Origin of the sequence: Nocardioides sp. YIM B13467, from assembly GCF_042788075.1 — a bacterium.
Classification (GTDB): domain Bacteria; phylum Actinomycetota; class Actinomycetes; order Propionibacteriales; family Nocardioidaceae; genus Nocardioides.
The window spans coordinates 2,279,702-2,298,651 of record NZ_JBHZPJ010000046.1 but is presented as its reverse complement, the minus strand read 5'-3'; the positions used below and the strand labels follow the sequence as shown (position 1 = coordinate 2,298,651).

20 protein-coding genes and 1 tRNA gene are annotated in these 18,950 nt (G+C 70.2%); 9 read left to right on the top strand and 12 right to left on the bottom strand.

Features of this window, described 5'->3' with window-relative positions; translation table 11 throughout:
* The first annotated feature begins 25 nt into the window (after positions 1 to 25).
* The 3 genes from ACFX43_RS18105 to ACFX43_RS18095 are packed head-to-tail and all read left to right on the top strand — an operon-like array spanning position 26 to position 3,838.
* Positions 26 to 1,714: a protein kinase gene (locus tag ACFX43_RS18105; protein ID WP_378831314.1), complete on the top strand. Its 1,689-nt coding sequence runs from the start codon at positions 26 to 28 to the stop codon at positions 1,712 to 1,714.
* A 12-nt stretch (positions 1,715 to 1,726) separates the two neighbouring features.
* Positions 1,727 to 2,725: a methylmalonyl Co-A mutase-associated GTPase MeaB gene (meaB, locus tag ACFX43_RS18100; RefSeq protein WP_378831302.1), complete on the top strand. Its 999-nt coding sequence runs from the start codon at positions 1,727 to 1,729 to the stop codon at positions 2,723 to 2,725.
* 12 nt (positions 2,726 to 2,737) lie between these two features.
* Complete coding sequence (locus tag ACFX43_RS18095) at positions 2,738 to 3,838, top strand: amidohydrolase (protein ID WP_378831298.1); 1,101 nt, start codon at positions 2,738 to 2,740, stop codon at positions 3,836 to 3,838.
* 3 nt (positions 3,839 to 3,841) lie between these two features.
* On the opposite strand, the gene rpmE is transcribed toward ACFX43_RS18095, so the two are convergent.
* The 7 genes from rpmE to ACFX43_RS18060 form a co-directional block, all read right to left on the bottom strand.
* Positions 3,842 to 4,054 (bottom strand): 50S ribosomal protein L31, encoded by a 213-nt coding sequence (gene rpmE, locus ACFX43_RS18090; RefSeq protein ID WP_008362128.1) that lies wholly within the window; start codon positions 4,052 to 4,054, stop codon positions 3,842 to 3,844.
* A 134-nt stretch (positions 4,055 to 4,188) separates the two neighbouring features.
* On the bottom strand, positions 4,189 to 5,979 hold the full coding sequence (gene rho, locus ACFX43_RS18085) for a transcription termination factor Rho (protein ID WP_378831289.1): 1,791 nt from the start codon (positions 5,977 to 5,979) through the stop codon (positions 4,189 to 4,191).
* Positions 5,980 to 6,192: 213 nt separating this feature from the next.
* Positions 6,193 to 7,098, bottom strand: a complete 906-nt coding sequence (gene thrB / locus ACFX43_RS18080; protein ID WP_378831284.1) for a homoserine kinase — start codon at positions 7,096 to 7,098, stop codon at positions 6,193 to 6,195.
* A gap of 5 nt (positions 7,099 to 7,103) precedes the next feature.
* Positions 7,104 to 8,201 (bottom strand): threonine synthase, encoded by a 1,098-nt coding sequence (thrC, locus tag ACFX43_RS18075; RefSeq protein WP_378831281.1) that lies wholly within the window; start codon positions 8,199 to 8,201, stop codon positions 7,104 to 7,106.
* Complete coding sequence (locus tag ACFX43_RS18070) at positions 8,201 to 9,514, bottom strand: homoserine dehydrogenase (RefSeq protein WP_378831273.1); 1,314 nt, start codon at positions 9,512 to 9,514, stop codon at positions 8,201 to 8,203. Before ACFX43_RS18070 ends, thrC begins: the two co-directional genes overlap by 1 nt.
* Positions 9,515 to 9,590: 76 nt before the next feature.
* Positions 9,591 to 10,535: an alcohol dehydrogenase catalytic domain-containing protein gene (locus tag ACFX43_RS18065; RefSeq protein WP_378831264.1), complete on the bottom strand. Its 945-nt coding sequence runs from the start codon at positions 10,533 to 10,535 to the stop codon at positions 9,591 to 9,593.
* Positions 10,536 to 10,589: 54 nt separating this feature from the next.
* Complete coding sequence (locus ACFX43_RS18060) at positions 10,590 to 11,156, bottom strand: hypothetical protein (protein WP_378831257.1); 567 nt, start codon at positions 11,154 to 11,156, stop codon at positions 10,590 to 10,592.
* Between the two features lie 177 nt (positions 11,157 to 11,333).
* Here ACFX43_RS18060 and ACFX43_RS18055 point away from each other — a divergent pair, with 177 nt between their 5' ends.
* Positions 11,334 to 11,906, top strand: a complete 573-nt coding sequence (locus ACFX43_RS18055; RefSeq protein ID WP_378831252.1) for a hypothetical protein — start codon at positions 11,334 to 11,336, stop codon at positions 11,904 to 11,906.
* A 100-nt stretch (positions 11,907 to 12,006) separates the two neighbouring features.
* On the opposite strand, the gene lysA is transcribed toward ACFX43_RS18055, so the two are convergent.
* Positions 12,007 to 13,392, bottom strand: coding sequence for a diaminopimelate decarboxylase (lysA, locus tag ACFX43_RS18050; protein ID WP_378831245.1), 1,386 nt, complete (start codon positions 13,390 to 13,392; stop codon positions 12,007 to 12,009).
* On the bottom strand, positions 13,392 to 15,056 hold the full coding sequence (gene argS / locus ACFX43_RS18045) for an arginine--tRNA ligase (RefSeq protein ID WP_378831225.1): 1,665 nt from the start codon (positions 15,054 to 15,056) through the stop codon (positions 13,392 to 13,394). The genes lysA and argS overlap by 1 nt, the downstream gene beginning before the upstream one ends.
* A gap of 86 nt (positions 15,057 to 15,142) precedes the next feature.
* Here argS and ACFX43_RS18040 point away from each other — a divergent pair.
* Positions 15,143 to 15,215, top strand: a tRNA-Arg gene (locus tag ACFX43_RS18040).
* Between the two features lie 93 nt (positions 15,216 to 15,308).
* Positions 15,309 to 15,869 (top strand): RNA 2'-phosphotransferase, encoded by a 561-nt coding sequence (locus ACFX43_RS18035; RefSeq protein ID WP_378831220.1) that lies wholly within the window; start codon positions 15,309 to 15,311, stop codon positions 15,867 to 15,869.
* Here the strand turns inward: ACFX43_RS18035 and ACFX43_RS18030 are convergent.
* The 3 genes from ACFX43_RS18030 to ACFX43_RS18020 are packed head-to-tail and all read right to left on the bottom strand — an operon-like array spanning position 15,832 to position 17,462.
* Positions 15,832 to 16,356 (bottom strand): hypothetical protein, encoded by a 525-nt coding sequence (locus ACFX43_RS18030; protein WP_378831217.1) that lies wholly within the window; start codon positions 16,354 to 16,356, stop codon positions 15,832 to 15,834. The genes ACFX43_RS18035 and ACFX43_RS18030 overlap by 38 nt on opposite strands.
* Positions 16,353 to 17,195, bottom strand: a complete 843-nt coding sequence (locus ACFX43_RS18025) for a class I SAM-dependent methyltransferase (RefSeq protein ID WP_378831214.1) — start codon at positions 17,193 to 17,195, stop codon at positions 16,353 to 16,355. Before ACFX43_RS18025 ends, ACFX43_RS18030 begins: the two co-directional genes overlap by 4 nt.
* 60 nt (positions 17,196 to 17,255) lie before the next feature.
* Positions 17,256 to 17,462, bottom strand: a complete 207-nt coding sequence (locus ACFX43_RS18020) for a DUF4287 domain-containing protein (RefSeq protein WP_378831208.1) — start codon at positions 17,460 to 17,462, stop codon at positions 17,256 to 17,258.
* A 105-nt stretch (positions 17,463 to 17,567) separates the two neighbouring features.
* On the opposite strand from ACFX43_RS18020, the gene ACFX43_RS18015 reads away from it, so the two are divergent.
* From ACFX43_RS18015 to ACFX43_RS18005, 3 genes are all read left to right on the top strand, one after another.
* Entirely contained in the window at positions 17,568 to 18,173 is a 606-nt protein-coding gene (locus ACFX43_RS18015; RefSeq protein ID WP_378831205.1) for an acetoacetate decarboxylase family protein, read from the top strand.
* A 37-nt stretch (positions 18,174 to 18,210) separates the two neighbouring features.
* Complete coding sequence (locus ACFX43_RS18010) at positions 18,211 to 18,558, top strand: VOC family protein (RefSeq protein WP_378831200.1); 348 nt, start codon at positions 18,211 to 18,213, stop codon at positions 18,556 to 18,558.
* Positions 18,559 to 18,644: 86 nt separating this feature from the next.
* Entirely contained in the window at positions 18,645 to 18,947 is a 303-nt protein-coding gene (locus ACFX43_RS18005; RefSeq protein ID WP_378831194.1) for a MazG-like family protein, read from the top strand.
* Positions 18,948 to 18,950: the final 3 nt, after the last annotated feature.

Here is an 18,950-nt window from a genome sequence, read left to right as displayed (position 1 = left end):
GTCGGGCTCGTCTAGCCTCAGAGCTGTGACGGACCTACGCCCCGGGCGGGCATCCGGGGACGGGCTGATGAGGGTCGGCGCCTACGAGATCCTCAGCAAGCTCGGTGAGGGCGGTATGGGCGTCGTCCATCTGGCCCGCCACGAAGAGACAGGCGAGCGGGTGGCGCTGAAGGTGCTGCGTACGCATGTCGTCGGGGACGAGGAGACCCGCGCCCGGCTGGAGCGCGAGGTGCGGTCGCTGCGGCAGGTGCGCAGCCCCTGGATCGCCGAGATCGTCGACGCCGACCCCTATGCCGACCTTCCCTACGTCGCGACCCGCTACGTGCCGGGGCCGACGCTGCACGACCGGATCAAGGACGACGGACCCGTCGTCGGCGAGGACCGGTTCTGGCTGGCGCGCTGCCTGGCCGGCGGTGTCGCCGCCTGCCACGACGCCGGCGTGCTGCACCGTGACGTGAAGCCCTCCAACGTGGTGATGGAGGGGCGTACGCCGGTGCTCATCGACTTCGGGCTCGCCCGGGTCGCCGACGACCCCAAGATCACCCTCACCGGATGGCTCGTCGGCACCCCGGGTTACCTGGCCCCGGAGATCCTGGAGGGGACGCCCTCGTCGCCGGCCAGCGACGTGCACTCCTGGGCCGCAACCACCGCCTATGCGCTGCTGGGCCGACCTCCGTTCGGGACCGGTCCGTCGATGGCCGTCCTGGATCGGGTACGCCGCGGCCAGCACGACCTCGACGGCATCGAGGGGTCGATGCGGGAGGTGCTGACGGCGGCGCTGGCGACGGATCCCGCGGACCGGCCGGGTCTCGAGGAGCTGCGGGAGTGGCTGATGGAGCCCGAGGTGCCGTGGTCCGGAGCCGATTCGACGGTCACCAAGGTGCTGCCGGTGACGATGCCGCTGGCCGCCGCACCGGTGGACGCGAAGCTGAAGCCGACGCTGGTGGACCCGGACGCCGCCGGCGATGCCGTGACGGAGGTGGAGGAGGTGCCGCCGACCGCGGTGACCGTCGCCGACGCGCCGGCCGAGCCCGTGGTGGTGCGCCGGTTCGACCCGCAGGCTCCGCCACCGGCCCCGTCGCCCGAGCCCGGCTGGAGCCCACCCAGCAAGCACGCCAACCTCAAGCGCTGGCCGGGGCCGATGCACTTCCTGATCCTGGTCGCGCTCGCCGCCATCCTCGCCGGGGTAGTGGCTGCGTACCCGTTCCTGGGCGCCACCCTGCTCGGCCTCGGCGTCTGGCTGCTGCGGGCGGTCTCGCTGGCCGCCGACCATCTGTCGAAGCGTCGCGAGGCGCGAGGACGGAAGTGGTACGACGGCCTGTGGGCGCTCGTCCGCTCGCCGTGGGACCTGGTGCGCGCCGTCCCCGGCACGGCGGCGCTGACCGCGCTGACGGGTGTGATCGCGGCCGCCGTCGCGGTCGGCTGCATGGCGCTCGGGCTGCCGCTGACCGTGGTGCTCTACGTCGCCGCGATGGTCTTCATGTCCGCGGCCTGGCTCGCCTCGCAACGGATCCGTGACACCGTCGGACCGGTTGCCCGCGCTGCCTCCTCGCCGTCGCAGCGATGGGTCGTCGCCGTCGTCGGCCTGGCGATCATCGCCGCCGCGGCCGGCTGGTACGCGGTGCAGATGGGTGTCTCGTGGGTGCCGCTGGACGACGTACGTTCGGGTCAGCTGCCCGGCGTCGTGCGCGACGTCCTGCGGCGCGCTCGCTGACCCGGTTCGCGATTGGCTAAGGTGCTGGCCATGCCAGGGCCCGACGTACAAGACCTTCTCGACGGCATCAGCGACGGCAAGCGGGCGGCGGTGTCACGAGCGATCACCTTGGTGGAGTCGACCAAGCCCCAGCACCGCGACATCGCCCGCGAGCTGCTCACCAAGCTCCCGGCGGGCGACACCGTGCGGGTCGGGATCTCCGGGGTGCCGGGGGTCGGCAAGTCGACCTTCATCGAGGCGCTCGGCAGCCGGCTGACCGCCAACGGCCTCAAGGTGGGGGTGCTGGCCGTCGACCCGTCGTCGGTACGCACCGGCGGGTCCGTCCTGGGCGACAAGACGCGCATGCAGCGGCTCTCCGTGGACCCGAACGCCTTCATCCGGCCCTCCCCGTCCGCCGGCACGCTCGGCGGGGTCGCCAGGGCGACCGTGCAGGCGATGGCGGTGCTCGAGGCGGCCGGCTACGACGTGGTGCTGGTCGAGACGGTCGGCGTCGGGCAGTCCGAGGTGACCGTGGCGGGGATGGTGGACACGTTCCTGTTCCTCACCATCGCGCGCACCGGTGACCAGCTCCAGGGGATCAAGAAGGGCATCCTGGAGATCTCCGACGTGATCGCGGTCAACAAGGCCGACCCCAACGACCCCCACCGCGCCCAGGAGGCGCGCGCGGCCGCGCGCGAGCTCGCCGGCGCACTCCGGCTGGTGCGCTCCCGCGAGGAGTGGGCCCCGCCGGTGGTCACCGCCTCGGCGCTCCACGACGACGGGGTCGACTCCGTCTGGGAGCAGGTGATGGCCCACCGCGCCCACCTCGGTAAGGAGGGGCTGCGCACCAAGCGCGCCGAGCAGCAGCTCGACTTCACCTGGGCCCTCGTCCGCGACGAGCTCGACCAGCGGCTCAAGCACTCCGCGGGCGTCAAGGCGATCCGCGACGAGATCCGTGACGAGGTGCTCTCCGGGGAGCTTCCGGCGACCGTCGCCGCGGACAGGATCCTGGCCGCCTACGACAAGGATTAGTCTGACGGGACCATGCTGGAACCTGCTGCCTTCCTCGCCGAGCGAGTCGATGCCTACGACGCCGAGCTGACCGACCTGCGCCGGGACATCCACGCGCACCCGGAGCTCTCCTGGCAGGAGCATCGCACCACCGAGCTGATCGCCGAGCGACTGGAGAAGGCGGGCTGGCATGTCGACCGGCCGTCCGCGACCGGTCTGATCGCCGACCTCGGCGGCGACGGGAAGAACTCGAGGGTCGTCGCGCTGCGCGGCGACATGGACGCCCTGCCCGTCGACGACGTCACCACCGACGTCTGGACGAGCACCGTCCCCGGGGTCGCGCACGCCTGCGGCCACGACGTGCACACCGCGGCACTGCTCGGTGCCGGCCTCGCGCTGGCCGACCTGCATCGCGAGTCACCGCTGTCCGGTGGCGTACGCCTGCTGTTCCAGCCCGCCGAGGAGGTCATGCCCGGAGGGGCGCTGCACCTGATGAGCCTGGGCGCGCTCGACGACGTGGAGCGGATCTTCGCGCTGCACTGCGACCCGACCGTGGACGTCGGCCGGGTCGGGATCCGCTCCGGCGCGCTGACCAGCGCCGCCGACATGATCGACGTGCACCTCAGCGGCACCGGCGGTCACACCTCGCGCCCGCACCTGACCGGCGACCTGGTCTTCGCGCTCGCCAAGGTGACCACCGAGCTGCCGGTGATCCTGAGCCGGCGCATGGACCCCCGGGCCGGCGTGAGCGTGGTCTGGGGCAAGGTCACCGCCGGTCAGATCCACAACGTGATCCCCGCCCACGGCTCCGTCGGAGGCACCGTGCGGATCCTCGACAGCGACGCCTGGAGCGAGGTCGAGCACGTCGTGCGCGAGGTCGTCGCCGAGATCATCGCCCCCTACGGCGTGACCGCCGCCGTCGACTACACCCGCGGTGTACCTCCGGTGAGCAACGACGAGGAGTCCCACCAGATCCTCGTCGAGAGCGTCCGCGAGGTTCTGGGCGAGCGGGGTGCCGTCGTCTCCGCGCAGAGCCTCGGCGGCGAGGACTTCGGCTGGTACCAGGAGCAGGTCGCCGGCTCGATNAGTGCGCCGCGCCGGCCCCCACAGGACACGTGGGGGCCGGCGCGTTGAGAGCTACTTGTTGCGCTTGCCGAAGCGAGCCTCGAAGCGAGCCACGCGACCGCCGGTGTCGAGGATCTTCTGCTTGCCCGTGTAGAACGGGTGGCAGTTGGAGCACACGTCGGCGCGGATGGCGCCCTCGGCCACGGTGCTGCGGGTGGTGAACGAGTTTCCGCAGGTGCAGGTGACCTGGGTCTCGACGTAAGTCGGGTGGATGTCGGACTTCATGAGGTTCCTCTCAAGACATTGGGTTCCGGGTCGCCACCGCAGGTTGCGGGACGTGAACCGGCACCGAGGATTCAGTGTATGTGAACGCCTGGGGCCGCCAATAATTCCCGGCGGCCCCAGGACGCACATCGCACTCAGCTCTTGGCGACCTCGTTGAGCAGCACCATGTTGGTGGCGGACCCGGTGACCTTGTCGACCAGGACCGAGGCGGCCTTGGCACCGTCGAGCGTCGCCAGCGAAGCGCGCAGCTTGCGCACCGCGTCGCCCTCGCCGCCGGTGAAGAGCAGGTCGTCGCGGCGGGTGCCGGAGGCGTTGACGTCGACGGCGGGGAAGATCCCGGCCTCCGCGTACTCCTCGCTCAGTCGCAGCTCGGAGTTGGCGGTGTCCTTGAACGCCTCGAAGATGATCTCGTCGGTCTTCGAACCGGTCTCGACCGCAGCCGTGGCGAGGATGGTCAGCGAGCCGCCGTCCTCGACGTTGCGGGCCGCACCGAAGAACCGCTTGGTCGGGTAGAGCGCCGCGGAGTCGACGCCGCCACCGAGGATCCGGCCCGACGCCGGGACGGAGAGGTTGTACGCCTTGCCCAGGCGGGTCAGCCCGTCGAGCAGGACGACCACGTCGTGGCCGAGCTCGACCAGGCGCTTGGCCCGCTCGATCGCCAGCTCCGCGACCACGGTGTGGTCGGCAGGCTGGCGGTCGAAGGTGGAGGCGATGACCTCGCCCTTGACGCTGCGCTCGAAGTCGGTGACCTCCTCCGGGCGCTCGTCGACGAGCACCACCATCAGGTGGCACTCGGGGTTGTTGGCGGTGATCGCTCCGGCGATCGCCTGCAGGACGGTCGTCTTGCCGGCCTTCGACGGCGAGGCGATCAGGCCGCGCTGGCCCTTGCCGATCGGCGCGACCAGGTCGATGACCCGGCCGGTGACCGGGTCGGAGCCGCCCTCGAGGCGAAGCCGCTGGTCGGGGTGGATCGGGGCGAGCTTGTCGAACTCGACGCGGTGCCTGGCGACCTCGGGGTCGGCACCGTTGACCGAGTCGATGCGCACCATCGGGTTGTACTTCTCCTTGCGCTCGCCCTCGCGGGGCTGGCGCACCTGGCCGACGATCGCGTCGCCACGGCGCAGGCCGAGACGCTTGACCAGCGACAGGGAGAGGTAGACGTCGTCCGGTCCGGGCAGGTAGCCGGAGGTGCGGACGAAGGCGTAGTTGTCGAGTACGTCCAGGATGCCTGCCGCGGGCACGAGCACGTCGTCCTCGAGGACGGTCGTGTCCGGCTCGCCGCGGCCCGGGCGGTTGCGGTCGCGGTCGCGGCCACGGCGGCGGCGGTTGCGGCGGCTGCCGCCCTCGCCGTCGTCATCGCCCGCGTCGTCGGCCGACTCGGCCGGCCGCTCCTTCTGGGCGTCCTCGTTCTTCTTCTCGGCGGCAGGCTGGCCGGTCTTGGCCGGACCCTTGCTCTGGCCACCACCGGCGGGCTGACCAGACTGACCAGACTGGCCGCCCTGGCCACCCTGACCGCCCTGGCCCTGGCCCTGGCCGCCGGTCTTGTTCTGGTTCTGGTTGCGCTGGCGACGCGGGCGCTGGGCGCCCTCGTTGCCGGCGTCAGCAGCCTCGGCGGACTTCTCCGCGGGCTTCTCGGCCTTCTCGGCCGGCTTCTCTGCGGTCTTCTCCGCAGGCTTCTCAGCGGCGGGCTTCTCGGCAGCAGGCTTCTCGGCGGCGGCAGGCTTCTCGGCCCTCTCCGCCGGCGCCGACTGCGCACGGCTGCTCTGCGCAGCCTTGATCGCGTCGATCAGCTGGGCCTTCTTCATCGAGTTGGCCCCGGTGATACCCATACCGTTCGCCATCGCCTTGAGGTCGGCGAGGAGCATTCCGCCAAGGCCACCGCGCTTCTTCGGGGCTGCGTTCGGCTCCGGCGCAGTGGATTCCATGGTTTCAGTCACGTGAGTCCTTTCCCACGTATCGCCGATCGGCGTACGACGCCGACGGCTCGTTTGTCAGAACCCCTGACGCGCCGATGCGCGCCAAACGAAGTGGCACGGCACGAAAGGGGGATAGCACATTCGCAGGCCTGAACGGCCCAACGGATGTATGCCCAGGCTAACACGCATGGCACCCCTCACAGCAGGGGCCCGGAACGCGGGTCAGAGGATGCGTACGCCGTCCATGTCGACGCTCAGCGCATGGCAGGCCCAGCCCTCGGGACAGCGCCCGATGAGCTTGGTGGTCTCGGCGGACTCGACCCCGCTGCTGAACGCCAGAACCGTAGGCCCGGCACCGGAGACGATCGCGGCAACGCCATCGGCGCGCAGCTCGTCGACCAGGGCGAGCGACTCCGGCATGGCGGGTCGGCGGTACTCCTGGTGAAGGAAGTCGCGGGTGGCGCGGTGCAGGTGCTCGGGCGCATCGCTCAGCGCCGCGACCAGGAGAGCCGTACGTCCGGCGTCGGCCGCCGCGTCGGAGTGCGGGACGGTGTCGGGCAGCAGCCCGCGGGCGGCCTTGGTCTCGACGCCGGTCGCGGGGACGAAGACCACGACGCTGACCCTCGGGTCGACGGCGGTGCGGACGGCGAAGAAGCCGTCGTCGTCGCCCGCGATCGTGAATCCGCCGTGGAAGGCCGGAGCCACGTTGTCGGGGTGGCCCTCGATCTCGGCGGCCTTCTGGAACAGGGTGTCGTCGTCGAGGATCAGCTCGCCCCCGGCGACCAGGGCACGAGCGAGCACGAGGCCGCCGATGATCGCGGCCGAGGACGAGCCCAGGCCACGCGCGTGCGGGATCCGGTTGTGGCAGTGCAGCCGCAGACCGGCCGGCTGCTTGCCGATGATCTCGAAGGCGGCCCGCATGGAGCGTACGACGAGGTGGGACTCATCGAGCGGGACCGTGCCCTCACCCGCACCCTCGACGGTGACCTCCAAGGTCTCGCCCGGCACCACTTCGCCGGTGAGCTCGTCACGTAGGTCGAGCGCCAGCCCGAGCGAGTCGTAGCCGGGACCGAGGTTGGCGGAGGTGGCCGGAACGGTGACGGTGACGGGGCCTTCTACGAACGTCATGAGTGCTACGCGAGTCCTGCTGCGGCGGCCGCGGCCTCGAGGTCGGCGTCGATGATGATCTCGGGAAGCTCACCGAAGAACTCCAGCGCGGTGGCGGTGTCCTTGAGCCCGTGGCCGGTGACGGTGATGACCGTGGTGGCTCCGGCGTAGGTCTCCCCCGCCTCGAGGTCGGCGAGGAGCCCGGCGACACCGGCTGCGGAGGCGGGCTCGACGAAGACGCCGTCGTTGCGGGCGAGCAGCGACTGGGCGGAGAGGATCTGCTCGTCGGAGAGGGCGCGGAAGCGGCCACCGGACTTGGCGGCCGCGGCCTCGGCGAGCTGCCACGAGGCCGGGTTGCCGATGCGGATCGCGGTCGCCTTGGTCTCCGGGTGCTCGACGGGGTGGCCGAGCACCAGCGGCGCCGCACCCTCGGCCTGGAAGGCCCGCATGACCGGGGTCTTGGTGGCGTGGCCGGCCGCGGCGTACTGCTCGTAGCCGAGCCAGTAGGCGGAGAGGTTGCCGGCGTTGCCGATGGGCATGAGGTGGTAGTCGGGGGCGTCGCCCAGGCGGTCGACGACCTCGAAGGCGGCCGTCTTCTGGCCCTCGAGACGGACCGGGTTGACGGAGTTGACCAGCGCGACCGGGTAGCTGTCGGCGAGGGCCCGGGAGAGCTTGAGGCAGTCGTCGAAGTTGCCGCGTACCTTGACCACCTCGGCGCCGTGGACCAGCGCCTGGGCCATCTTGGCGGCGCTGATCTTGCCGTTGGGGACGAGTACGACCGGGGTGATCCCGGCCTTGGCTGCGTACGCTGCCATCGAGGCCGACGTGTTGCCGGTCGAGGCGCAGACCACGGCCTTGGCGCCCTCGTGGACGGCGACGGAGATGGCCGCGGTCATGCCGCGGTCCTTGAACGAGCCGGTCGGGTTCTGGCCCTCGACCTTCAGCCACACCTCACCCTTGGTGGCGCCGGAGAGCCACTCGGAGTGGACCAGCGGGGTGCCACCCTCGCCGAGGGTGACCGCCTTGGTGTCCTGAGGGATGTCGAGGAGCGTGCGATACTCCTCGATCACGCCGCGCCACTGGCCGTTGACGGTATTCATTGCCTCGGGCTTCGCTTCGGCCATCAGACTGCTCCTTCTACGCGCATCACCGAGGCGACGTCGCGGACGAACTCCATCTCGCGCAGGTGCTGCACGGTTGCCGCGAGCGCGGCATCGGGGGCCTCGTGGGAGACGACGACGAGCTGGGCGTCCTCTCCCCTGCCTTCTTGGCGTACGGCCTTGATCGAGACGCCGTGCTCGGAGAAGGCGGTCGCGACGGCGGCGAGCACGCCGGCCTTGTCGGCCACGTCGAGGCTGACGTGGTAGCGGGTGACGGTCTCGCCCATCGGGCGCACCGCGCGGTCGGCGTAGGCGGACTCGCCGAAGCCGCGGGTGCCGAGGACCTTGTTGCGGGCGATCGTGACCAGGTCGCCCAAGACGGCGCTCGCAGTGGGATCGCCGCCCGCGCCCTGGCCGTAGAACATCAGGTCGCCGGCCGAGGCGGACTCGACGAAGACGGCGTTGTAGGCGCCGCGTACGGTCGCCAGCGCGTGGGTGCGCGGGATCATCACCGGGTGGACCCGGACCGAGACGTCGTCATCATCGAGCTCGGCGATCGCGAGCAGCTTGACGACGCTGCCCATGGCCTTGGCCGAGGCGACGTCGCCGGCGGTCACCTCGGTGATGCCCTCGCGGTAGACGTCGCTGGCGGTCACCCGGGTGTGGAAAGCGAGGCTGGCCAGGATGGCGGCCTTGGCGGCGGCGTCGAAGCCCTCGACGTCGGCGGTCGGGTCGGCCTCGGCGTAGCCCAGCTCCTGGGCCTCGGCGAGGGCCTCCTCGAAGCCGGCACCGTAGGTGTCCATCTTGTCGAGGATGAAGTTGGTGGTGCCGTTGACGATGCCCATCACCTTGGTGACGTGGTCGCCGACGAGCGAGTCGCGCAGCGGGCGCAGGATCGGGATCGCGCCGGCGACCGCGGCCTCGTAGTAGAGGTCGGTGCCGGCCTTCTCGGCGGCCTCGTAGAGCGTCGGGCCGTCCTCGGCGAGCAGCGCCTTGTTGGCGGTGACCACGCTGGCGCCGCTCTCCAGCGCCGTGAGGATGAGGCCGCGGGCCGGCTCGATGCCGCCGATCACCTCGACCACGAGGTCGACGTCGTCGCGGGCGACGAGAGCCTGGGCATCCGTGGTGAGCAGCTCGGCGGGCACCTCGACATCGCGAGGGGCGTCGAGGCGGCGTACGGCCACGCCCCTGATCTCCAGCGGCGCACCCACTCTGGCGGCGAGATCCGCATCGCCCTCGAGCAGGAGTCGGACCACCTGGGACCCCACCACACCGCAGCCGAGGACGGCGACGCCCAGGGGATCGACGGCGTGCGCGGTCGTCTTGTTGCTGCTCACGCGCCCAAGGGTATCCGGGACAGGCTCCAGGGTCCGACTTCCGCTCTAGGCGCGGACACCTCCGCCACGTTTCGGCTCAGGTCAGCAGCACGACCTTGCCGGTGGTCTCCCGGGCCTCGAGCGCACGATGGGCGGCTGCCGCCTCGGCGAGCGAGAAGGCGGAGCCGACGTACGGCGTGCGGGAGCCGTCCGCGGCAGCCTCGAGCGAGGCCTGCTCGAACTCCTTGATCCGGCCCTGGACCCACGGGCCGAGGATGTCGATGATCTTCGCGGCGCCCTCGTAGCCGTCCTGGTCGCCGGAGAACCGGACCATCCGTCCTTCCGGCTCGAGGTGGGCGTAGACCTGCCTGGGTACGTCACCGCCGAGCCCGTCGAGAAGGACCGTGATCCGGGGCTCCTCGGCGTGGAGCCGCTCCAGCCAGCCGTCCGTGCGGTAGTCGATCGCCGTCTGCGCGCCGAAGCCGCGGGCGATCTCGAGCTTGGCGTCGGAGCCTGCGAGCCCGACCGCGCGGCCGCCCGCGTTGCGGATGCCCTGGAGCAGGATCGCGCCCATGCCACCGGCGGCCGAAGTGACCACGACGACGTCGTCGGGAGTGATCTGGGCGGCCTCGAGCACCGCTGCCGAGGTGCGGCCGGTGCCGATCGCAGCCACGGCCTCGGCCGACTCCAGCCCGTCGGGACGTCGGTAGAGCTGGGTCTCGTCGGCGACCGCGAGCTCGGCGTAGCCGCCGCTGCTTCCCGGACCGAGATGCGCGACGACCTTCGCGCTCCGCCAGGCCTCGTCCACACCCTCACCGAGCTCGTCGACCACGCCGGCGACCTCGCGGCCGGGAGTCATCGGAAGCTCCGGTCGCGGCATCGTCGGCGGCAGGTCGCCCGCTCGGATCGAGGTGTCGAGACGGTGGACGCCCGCGGCCTCCACCCTGATGCGTACCTGGCCCGGACCTGGTGTCGGGTCGGGCACCTCCTCGAGTCGCAGGACCTCCGGGCCGCCGAACTCGTGCTGTCTGATCGCTCGCATGTCTCGAGTCAACATCCTCAAGTTCACTTGAGGTCAAGGGGATTGCCGAAGACCTCAGGCGAGCTCGGGGATCGGCCGCAGCACCGCGGCGACATCACGCGCCAGACGTACGCGACGGAGCAGCTCCTCCGCGTCCGGCTCCACGTCGGTGGTGACGGTGATGGCGTCGTCGCGAGCCACCACCCACAGCCGCTCGTCGACGACGTGGCTGGCGAACCGCGACAGCGACCGCGCATGTTCCTCGTCGGCGGCGATGACGGCACCGTCGGGCGTGGTCACGTTGGTCTTGGCGCGGAACTCCGGCGGGAAGAAGACCGGCGTGGGCACCCGGCCGGTGCCGGTGTTGCCCGAGCCCGGCGAGAGCCCGATCATCGCCGCCGTCTTCGGCAGGTGCGCGGGGACCCGCACCACCACCCAGCGCGCCGGCCGCCAGGGACCCTTCCCGGGGGACGCCTTGCCATGCCAGTACTCGACCAGGATCCCGTCGCAGGTGCCGTCGACGACGAGGTCGCAGCGCTCGGCGCGTACGTCCGGCCCGAGCACCTCCCACCGCACCGGCCGCTGCGCGGCGGCCTTGCCGGTCACCACCGTCCAGCCGAAGGTCTGGGCCGCTCGGGACACGCTGTCCCGCCGCTCCTTCGTCAGCCGGGCGACAGACGCTCGCGGCGCCTGGGACGGCGTCGCGAGCGGTCTCTCTGAGTAGACCCCCCTCGGCATGCGCCCCATCGTAGGCTCACGGACCCCGGGATTTCGGGAAGGCGAAACCGAATTTCGTACGCCACGCGGTTTGATGGGCGGGTGCTGTTTCCCAACGCCGACCTCGAACGCATCCGCACCGGCGAGGTCGACCTCGCCTTCCGCCGCTGGAAACGTCCGATGCATGTCGCCGGCGGCCGCCAGCGCACCCGGATGGGCGTGGTCGAGTTCGTCTCCGTCTCACCGGTGTCCTGCGACACGCTGACCGACGAGGACGCCCGCCGGGCCGGCACGACGCTGGAGGACCTGCTCGCCTTCCTGTCCCGCAAGGACGGCGAGGTCTACCGGATCGAAATGCGCTACGCCGGCGAGGACGAGCGGGTCGCGCTGCGCACCAAGCGCCCGGGAAGGACCGAGACCGCCGCGCTGGTCGCGAAGCTGGCCGACATGGACCGGCGCAGCCGCCGCGGCCCGTGGACGCGCGAGCACCTGGAGCTCATCGAGGCCCGGCCCGGTGAGCTGGCCGAAACCATCGCGGCCTCGATCGGACGGGAGAAGAAACCGTTCAAGGCCGACATCCGCCGACTCAAGGAGCTCGGCCTCACCGAGTCCCTCCCGGTCGGCTACCGGCTCTCACCGCGTGGGCGGGCGGTGCTTCGGGCGTTGCGGTCGTGACCCTCGATCAAGGTATGCATGAAAAAGACCACATCCCCAGCGGAGCTCAGCCGGGGATGTGTGCCTTCGTCTGCATACCTTGCTGGAGGAACGCGCCCGCTCAGCCCATGTCGGTGGCGAACAGATCGTCCTCGGTCTCGCGCCGGACGATGACCCGGGCCTCGCCGTCGCGGACGGCGACGACCGGCGGCCGCAGGGCGTGGTTGTAGTTGGAGGCCATCGAGCGGCCGTAGGCACCGGTGCCCGGGACCGCGATCAGGTCGCCGGGAGCGATGTCGGCAGGGAGGAACTCGTGCTTGACCACGATGTCGCCGGCCTCGCAGTGCTTGCCGACGACGCGGCCGAGCACGGGCCCGGCGGACGAGAACCGGCCGGCGAGGGTGGCGGAGTAGTCGGCGTCGTAGAGAGCCGTGCGGATGTTGTCGCTCATTCCGCCGTCGACGCTCACATACGTGCGGGTGACGCCGCCGTCGAGGGCTACCTCCTTGACCGTGCCGACCGTGTAGACGGTGCACATCGAGGGGCCGACGATGGCGCGGCCCGGCTCGATCGAGAGGTGCGGCACCGCGAGACCGAAGCCGCGGCACTCGTGCTCGACGATCGCGGTGAGCTCCTCGGCGAGCGCCTTGGGCGTCGAGGGGTCGTCCTGGGTGGTGTAGGCGATGCCGAAGCCGCCGCCGAGATCCATCTCGGGAAGCTCCGTGCCGAGCTCGTCCCGGATCCGCGCCTGCAGCGCCAGCACCCGCCGGGTGGCGACCTCGAAGCCGGAGGAGTCGAAGATCTGGGAACCGATGTGGGAGTGGAGGCCGCGCATCTCGACGTTCGGGGCATCCAGCAGCCGGCGTACGGCCTCGAAGGCGTCGCCGGACGAGATCGAGAAGCCGAACTTCTGGTCCTCGTGGGCGGTGGCGATGTATTCGTGGGTGTGGGCCTCGACGCCGGCGGTCACCCGCACCATCACCCGGGCGGTGATGCCGGTCTCGGCGGCGATCGCGGCGACCCGCTCGACCTCGTGGAAGGAGTCGACGATGATCCGTCCGACGCCCGCGACGATCGCCCGGCGCAGCTCCATCGGGGTCTTGTTGTTGCCGTGGTAGCCGATCTTCGCCGGGTCGACCTCGGCGCGCAGCGCGACCGAGAGCTCACCGTTGGAGCACACGTCGAGGCAGAGCCCCTCCTGCGCCACCCAGCGCGCCACCTCGGTGCACAGGAACGCCTTGCCGGCGTAGTAGACGTCGTAGCCCGTGAACGCGTCACGGAACGCGCGGGCGCGCTCGCGGAAGTCGGCCTCGTCCAGGACGTACGCAGGTGTGTTGATGTTCGCGACCAGGTCGGGCACCGCGACACCCCCGACGGTGAGGACACCGTCGGTCTTCTCGGCCGTCGCCGACCACAGCGCGGGCACGAGGGCGTTGACGTCGTCGGGGGTCTTGAGCCATACCGGAGAGGTGCCGGTGAACGAGCCCGGCGATGCGTGGGACGTCATCACATACGCTCCGGGGCCGAGACGCCGAGCAGACCGAGGCCGTTGGCGAAGACGGTGCGGGCGGCGGAGACGAGCGCCAGCCGGGCCAGGTTGACGGGCGCGACCGGCTCGTCGCCCTTGGGCAGCATGCGGCAGTCGTCATCGTCGTACCAGCGGTGGAAGATTCCGGCGGTGTCCTCCAGGTAGCGGGCGACGCGGTGCGGCTCGCGCAGCTCGGCGGCGGTCGCGACCACCCGAGGCAGCTCGGCCAGCGCACGCAGCAGCTCGCCCTCGCGCTCATGGGTGAGCAGACCCGGCTCGAAGGTGTCGAGGTCGATCTGCATGCCCAAGTCGGCCGCGTTGGCCATCATCCGGCAGGTGCGCGCGTGGACGTACTGCACGTAGTAGACCGGGTTGGCGCTGTCGGCCTTGGCCCACAGGTCGAGGTCGATGTCGATGTTGGAGTCGCTGGAGTAGCGCGCCAGCGCGTAGCGGGCCGCGTCCACCCCGATCGCCTCGACGATGTCGTCGATGGTGACCACGGTGCCGGCACGCTTCGACATCCGCATCGGCTGGCCGTCCTTGAGGAGGTTGACCATCTGGCCGATCAGGATCTCGAGGTTCTCGTGGGGCGTGTCGCCGAAGGCGGCGCACATCGCCATCATCCGGCCGACGTAGCCGTGGTGGTCGGCGCCCAGCATGATGAAGCACCGGTCGAAGCCGCGCTCACGCTTGTCGAGGTAGTAAGCGAGGTCGCCGGAGAAGTAGGCCCCGTTGCCGTCGGCCTTGATGACGACGCGGTCCTTGTCATCACCGAACTTCTCGGTCGCCAGCCAGATCGCGCCGTCCTTCTCGTAGACGTTGCCGAGCTCGCGGAGCTTCTCGATGGCGCGCTCCACGGCTCCGGACTTGTGGAGGTTGTCTTCGTGGAAGTAGACGTCGAAGTCGACGTTGAAGTCGTGCAGGCTCTGCTTGATCTCGGCGAACATCAGCTCCACACCGATCGACCGGAAGACCTCCTGCGGGTCGTCGCTCTCGAGCGCGTTCGGCTCCTTGGCGAGGACCTGCTTGGCGATCTCCTCGATGTACGCCCCACCGTAGCCGTCCTCCGGGACCGGCTGGCCCTGGGCCCACGCCAGGAGCGAGCGCGCGAAGCGGTCGATCTGGCCGCCGTGGTCGTTGAAGTAGTACTCCCGGGTGACCTCGGCGCCGGACGCCTCCAGCACCCGACCGAGCGCGTCCCCGACCGCGGCCCAGCGGACACCACCGAGGTGCAGCGGACCGGTCGGGTTGGCGGAGACGAACTCCAGGTTGATGTTGTGGCCGGCGAAGGCCTCGTTGTTGCCGTACGCAGCTCCGGCGGCGACGATCTCGCCCGCCAGCTTGCCCTGGGCACCGGCCTCGACGGAGATGTTCAGGAAGCCCGGACCGGCGATCTCGACGTCCGCGATCCCGTCGGTCGCCTTCAGCTTCTCCGCGACCTGCTCGCCCAGCGCACGCGGGTTCATCCCCGCCTTCTTGGCCAGCTGCAGCGCCACGTTGGTGGCGTAGTCGCCGTGCCCCTTCTGCCGGGGTCGCTCCACCGTGACAGTGCTCGGAACGCCGTCGGGAAGGGTGATCGCACCCTCATCGACGAGCGCGGTGAGGACATCGACGACCGCGGTGGAAAGCTGCTCAGGAGTCACGAGGTCCAGCGTATAAGCGCCAGTCGGTTTCACCGTTATCCGTCCCAGCCTGTAGGGTTCCATCTGCGCTGCTCGAGCAGTGCATCGCCTCCGTAGCTCAGGGGATAGAGCGCCGGTTTCCGGTACCGTAGGCCGCAGGTTCGATTCCTGCCGGGGGCACAGATGAGACCGCTGGGTGACCAGCGGTTTCTCTCATTTTCGACCGATAACCGGCAGCGGACGAGGCCGACGGCATGCCAGTCTGTGGCCAGCATGGACAAGACAGACGTACGCCGCTCCAAGCGGCTCTCACAGGTGCTGCGGCACCGCCCCGAGTCGGTGGGCATCGAGCTGGACCCACGCGGCTGGGTCGATCTGCCCTCCCTCCTCGACGCTCTCGCCGCCCACGGCTCCCCGATGACTCGCGATGACATCGATCGAGTCGTACGCGGCAACGAAAAACAGCGCTTCGAGGTCGACGCAACCCTCGACCGGATCCGGGCGAGGCAAGGGCACACCGTCGAGGTGGACCTGGACCTCACTCCCTCCGAACCGCCGGCGGTGCTCTTCCACGGCACACCACGCACCAACATCGAGTCGATCCTCGCCTCCGGCCTCGACCGGCGCCGGCGCCATCACGTCCACCTCTCTCCCGACCGCGAGACCGCCGAGCGCGTCGGTGCCACGGCCGATGTCGTGCACCGCCTGCGAGCCAAGAACGTCGAGTCCGACGTCGGCGACCAGTTCGCGACATCCGGATACGCGGCGCCGGCCGAGCACACGGGGCACGCCGCCCTCATCGCGCAGCTGGACGCTCATGGAGTTCGCCTCTGATCCGACTTCGTACGTCGAGGATCGGTTCGACAGCGAGGACGGCAGCGACAGCAAACACGGCAGCGATCGTCATTCCGGCCTCGCCGGCTCGGGCGACGGCGACGACGGCAGCTGCGGCCACGACGTACGGGCGCAGGAAGATGCAGGGGCCGAGGATCATCGCGGAAGCGAGGTATCTCAGCTCCCAGCGCAATATTCCGTACGCCGCCAGCGCGAGCAGCACCACAGCCGCAAACGGGGCGATGACCAGCAAGAACACGCCAGCTGCCGTGGCGTACGCGTCGACACCCTGACCGCGGACGCGGAGATCGAGCCCGAGAACGACGAGAGCCGGGAACGCCAGAAGAACGAAGACGACGGCGCCGCGGAGCATGCCGGCGCGGTCCTCGGCCGAGTGATTGACCAAGCCGCTGCGGCCCTGGGCCGATCGAAACCCGCAGGAGGCGGCATCGAGGAGGCCGAGCAGAAATAGGATCACCAGGCTCATCGGCGCACCCCGACGACCGGACGGAGTACGTCGAGCGCCTTTGGATGCCAGCGCGAACCTTCGCGCACCTCGATGGCGTAGTCGGGCGCACCACGGCCTGCAGCCGCCAGCAGCGTCTCGGCCGGATGGGCCCGGCGTGCCGACATCACCCCGTCGTGGCGGGAGACGGCCTCACGCATCCGCGCCTGATGGAATATCCAGGCACCCATCGTCGACCACAGGCACGGCGCGATGTCCCAGTGCGCGAACGCTGCGACCCCCAGCCGCGCCTGGGCGGCGAAGAACCCGTCCAGCTCCTCCGGTGCGAGGTGGTGCATGAGTCCGCTGGACACGACCACGGTCCGGGCTCCGTCATCGATGGCGACGCCCGGCTCGAACGCGTCACCAGATACGAACCGGCAGTCCAATCCCTCGCTTGCGGCCAGTCGCGCGGCTTCGGAGACGAGCACGGTATTGAGGTCGACCCCGACCAGCTCGACGCACGGCGGGAGTTCCCCGCGAGCCGCGATCGACCGCAGCACATGCCCGAGTCCACAGCCGACGTCGACCACCCGTACCGGTTCGTCACCGGCAGGAAGCAACGTGCGCACCACCGACGCCACCCGGCGGCCAAGCTGCAGCTCCTCCCCCAGCCGCTGCAGCTCCCGATGGATCCGTAGCCCGAGCGCATCCACGCCGGCGACGTCGAGCAGTCCGTCCCGAGCCGGCAGTCGCTCCATGATCCGGGCCGCCCGCACCTGCCCACGCGACCGCAGCAGCGCGACCGCCTCCGCCCGCACCACCGGCTCGCCCGAGCCTGACCAGAGCAGGTCGGTGATCTCCAACGGTCCGTCGCGCATGGGCGAAGTCAACCAGCAGCACGCCTCAACTCCAGGGTCCGGAACCAGTTCGCCGCCGGGTCACAGCCCTTCGGCGAGCGTGTGGGCGACGAGGGCGTTGGCGTGACCGTGCCCGAGGGCGTACTCGGTCTTCAGCATGCCGACGAGCTCCATGTGCTTGGTGATCCCGCTGTCGCGGATGATCTGCTGCCACTCCGCGATCGGGCGGCCGTACTTCTTCTCGATGGACGGGAAGTAGGCGGCGGGGCCCTTCACCTGGTCGGTCATCTCTGGTCTCCTTGGGTAAAGCGTGGCGACGATCGCCACACGCCTACGCGTCGAACCGAGCATGACCGCTTCGACACGGACCACAACAGAAATTCGGGAGACCACGTGACCAGCTATCCCCCAGCCCCTTGGCACATGCACGGATCGATGTGGCTCTCGGTCTACCGGCTCGCCCACGACGTCGACGAGCAGCACCCGAAGGGCATCTACGCCGTCGCCCTGGTCGACTACACCGACCCGAGCCCGCTGACCTACCACGAGCTCCTCTCCGCCCGGGTGATCACCGCGTCCAACGGGAAGAAGGCGGTGAGCGTCGTCGACATCTGGGTGGACTCCCCCGACTCCGTGGCCGGCGGGCGTACGTTGTGGGCGATCCCGAAGGGGCTGGCCAAGTTCAGCGGAGGTTCGTCCACCAAGGGGCCGCTGGCGACCCACACCTGGGAGGCGAGCTCCGACGAGGGTCCGATCGCGACGGCGAAGTTCAACGATGTCACCCAGCTCGCCCCGCGCGTGCCGATGCAGGGCAACGTCGAGCAGCCGGGCATCGAGGAGCACCCCGACACCGCCTGGCTCACCATGAAGGGCCGCGCCAAGCTCCTGCCCGCGCGCGGCACCTGGGCCTTCGACCCCGACGGCCCGCTCGCCTACCTCGGCGACGCCACCAAGCTCGGCTCCTTCCGCGGCAAGGGCTTCGAGATCGACTTCGGCTGACCAGGAGTGTCGGTGGTCGCGAGTAGCGTCGATGGGCATGAATGCACTCCACATCGACTACCTCGAGCTCGCGGTCACCGACCTCCCGAGCTCCCGCACCTTCTACGAATCCGCCTTCGGCTGGTCCTTCAACGACTACGGCGGGATGTACGCCGGGATCGTCGGGCCCGACGGCAAGGACGAGAACGGCGGGATGTACGCCTCTGAGACCCCCGTCGCTCCGCTTCCGTTGATCCGCACGACCGACCTGGAGGCCGCGGTGGCGGCCGTCGAGAAGGCCGGCGGCACGATCACCGAAGCGCCCTACGACTACCCCGGCGGGCGTCGGTTCATCTTCACCGACCCGTCCGGAAATCGGCTCGGGGTCTACCAGCCTGCCGAGTAACTGAGGCTTGGAGGCTAGGTCTCGACCCGCTTCGCGGAAACCTAAGGCTCGACCGAATTACCGGGACCGCCCTAGACTCCGACCGCATGACCGACGCTACGCCGGCTCTGCTCGCGTATCTGTCCCGGTGGCTCGATGAGTCCCAGGGCGATCGCGACGCGGAAGCCGTTCTCTGGGGGAGAGTCGCGAAGGTGAGCGAAGAGGCAGGCGAAGCCATCGCCGCACTCGTCGATACCACCGGCCAGAATCCCCGACGCAGTCCTTTCTTGGGAATCGCCCACAGCTACGACGCCGTCGTCGACGAGCTCCTCGATGTTGCGATCACCGCGATGACCGCGGCCGAGCACATGACCGGCGCCGTCGCCGAGCGCGCCGGCGCACCGACCTAGGGC

Coding starts and splice junctions, on each gene's coding strand:
- rpmE (WP_008362128.1), bottom strand. CDS start 4,054: ATGAAGTCCGACATCCACCCGACTTACGTCGAGACCCAGGTCACCTGC.
- rho (WP_378831289.1), bottom strand. CDS start 5,979: ATGGAATCCACTGCGCCGGAGCCGAACGCAGCCCCGAAGAAGCGCGGT.
- thrB (WP_378831284.1), bottom strand. CDS start 7,098: ATGACGTTCGTAGAAGGCCCCGTCACCGTCACCGTTCCGGCCACCTCC.
- thrC (WP_378831281.1), bottom strand. CDS start 8,201: ATGGCCGAAGCGAAGCCCGAGGCAATGAATACCGTCAACGGCCAGTGG.
- ACFX43_RS18065 (WP_378831264.1), bottom strand. CDS start 10,535: ATGCGAGCGATCAGACAGCACGAGTTCGGCGGCCCGGAGGTCCTGCGA.
- lysA (WP_378831245.1), bottom strand. CDS start 13,392: ATGACGTCCCACGCATCGCCGGGCTCGTTCACCGGCACCTCTCCGGTA.
- ACFX43_RS18035 (WP_378831220.1), top strand. CDS start 15,309: ATGGACAAGACAGACGTACGCCGCTCCAAGCGGCTCTCACAGGTGCTG.
- ACFX43_RS18030 (WP_378831217.1), bottom strand. CDS start 16,356: ATGAGCCTGGTGATCCTATTTCTGCTCGGCCTCCTCGATGCCGCCTCC.
- ACFX43_RS18025 (WP_378831214.1), bottom strand. CDS start 17,195: ATGCGCGACGGACCGTTGGAGATCACCGACCTGCTCTGGTCAGGCTCG.
- ACFX43_RS18020 (WP_378831208.1), bottom strand. CDS start 17,462: ATGACCGACCAGGTGAAGGGCCCCGCCGCCTACTTCCCGTCCATCGAG.
- ACFX43_RS18010 (WP_378831200.1), top strand. CDS start 18,211: ATGAATGCACTCCACATCGACTACCTCGAGCTCGCGGTCACCGACCTC.
- ACFX43_RS18005 (WP_378831194.1), top strand. CDS start 18,645: ATGACCGACGCTACGCCGGCTCTGCTCGCGTATCTGTCCCGGTGGCTC.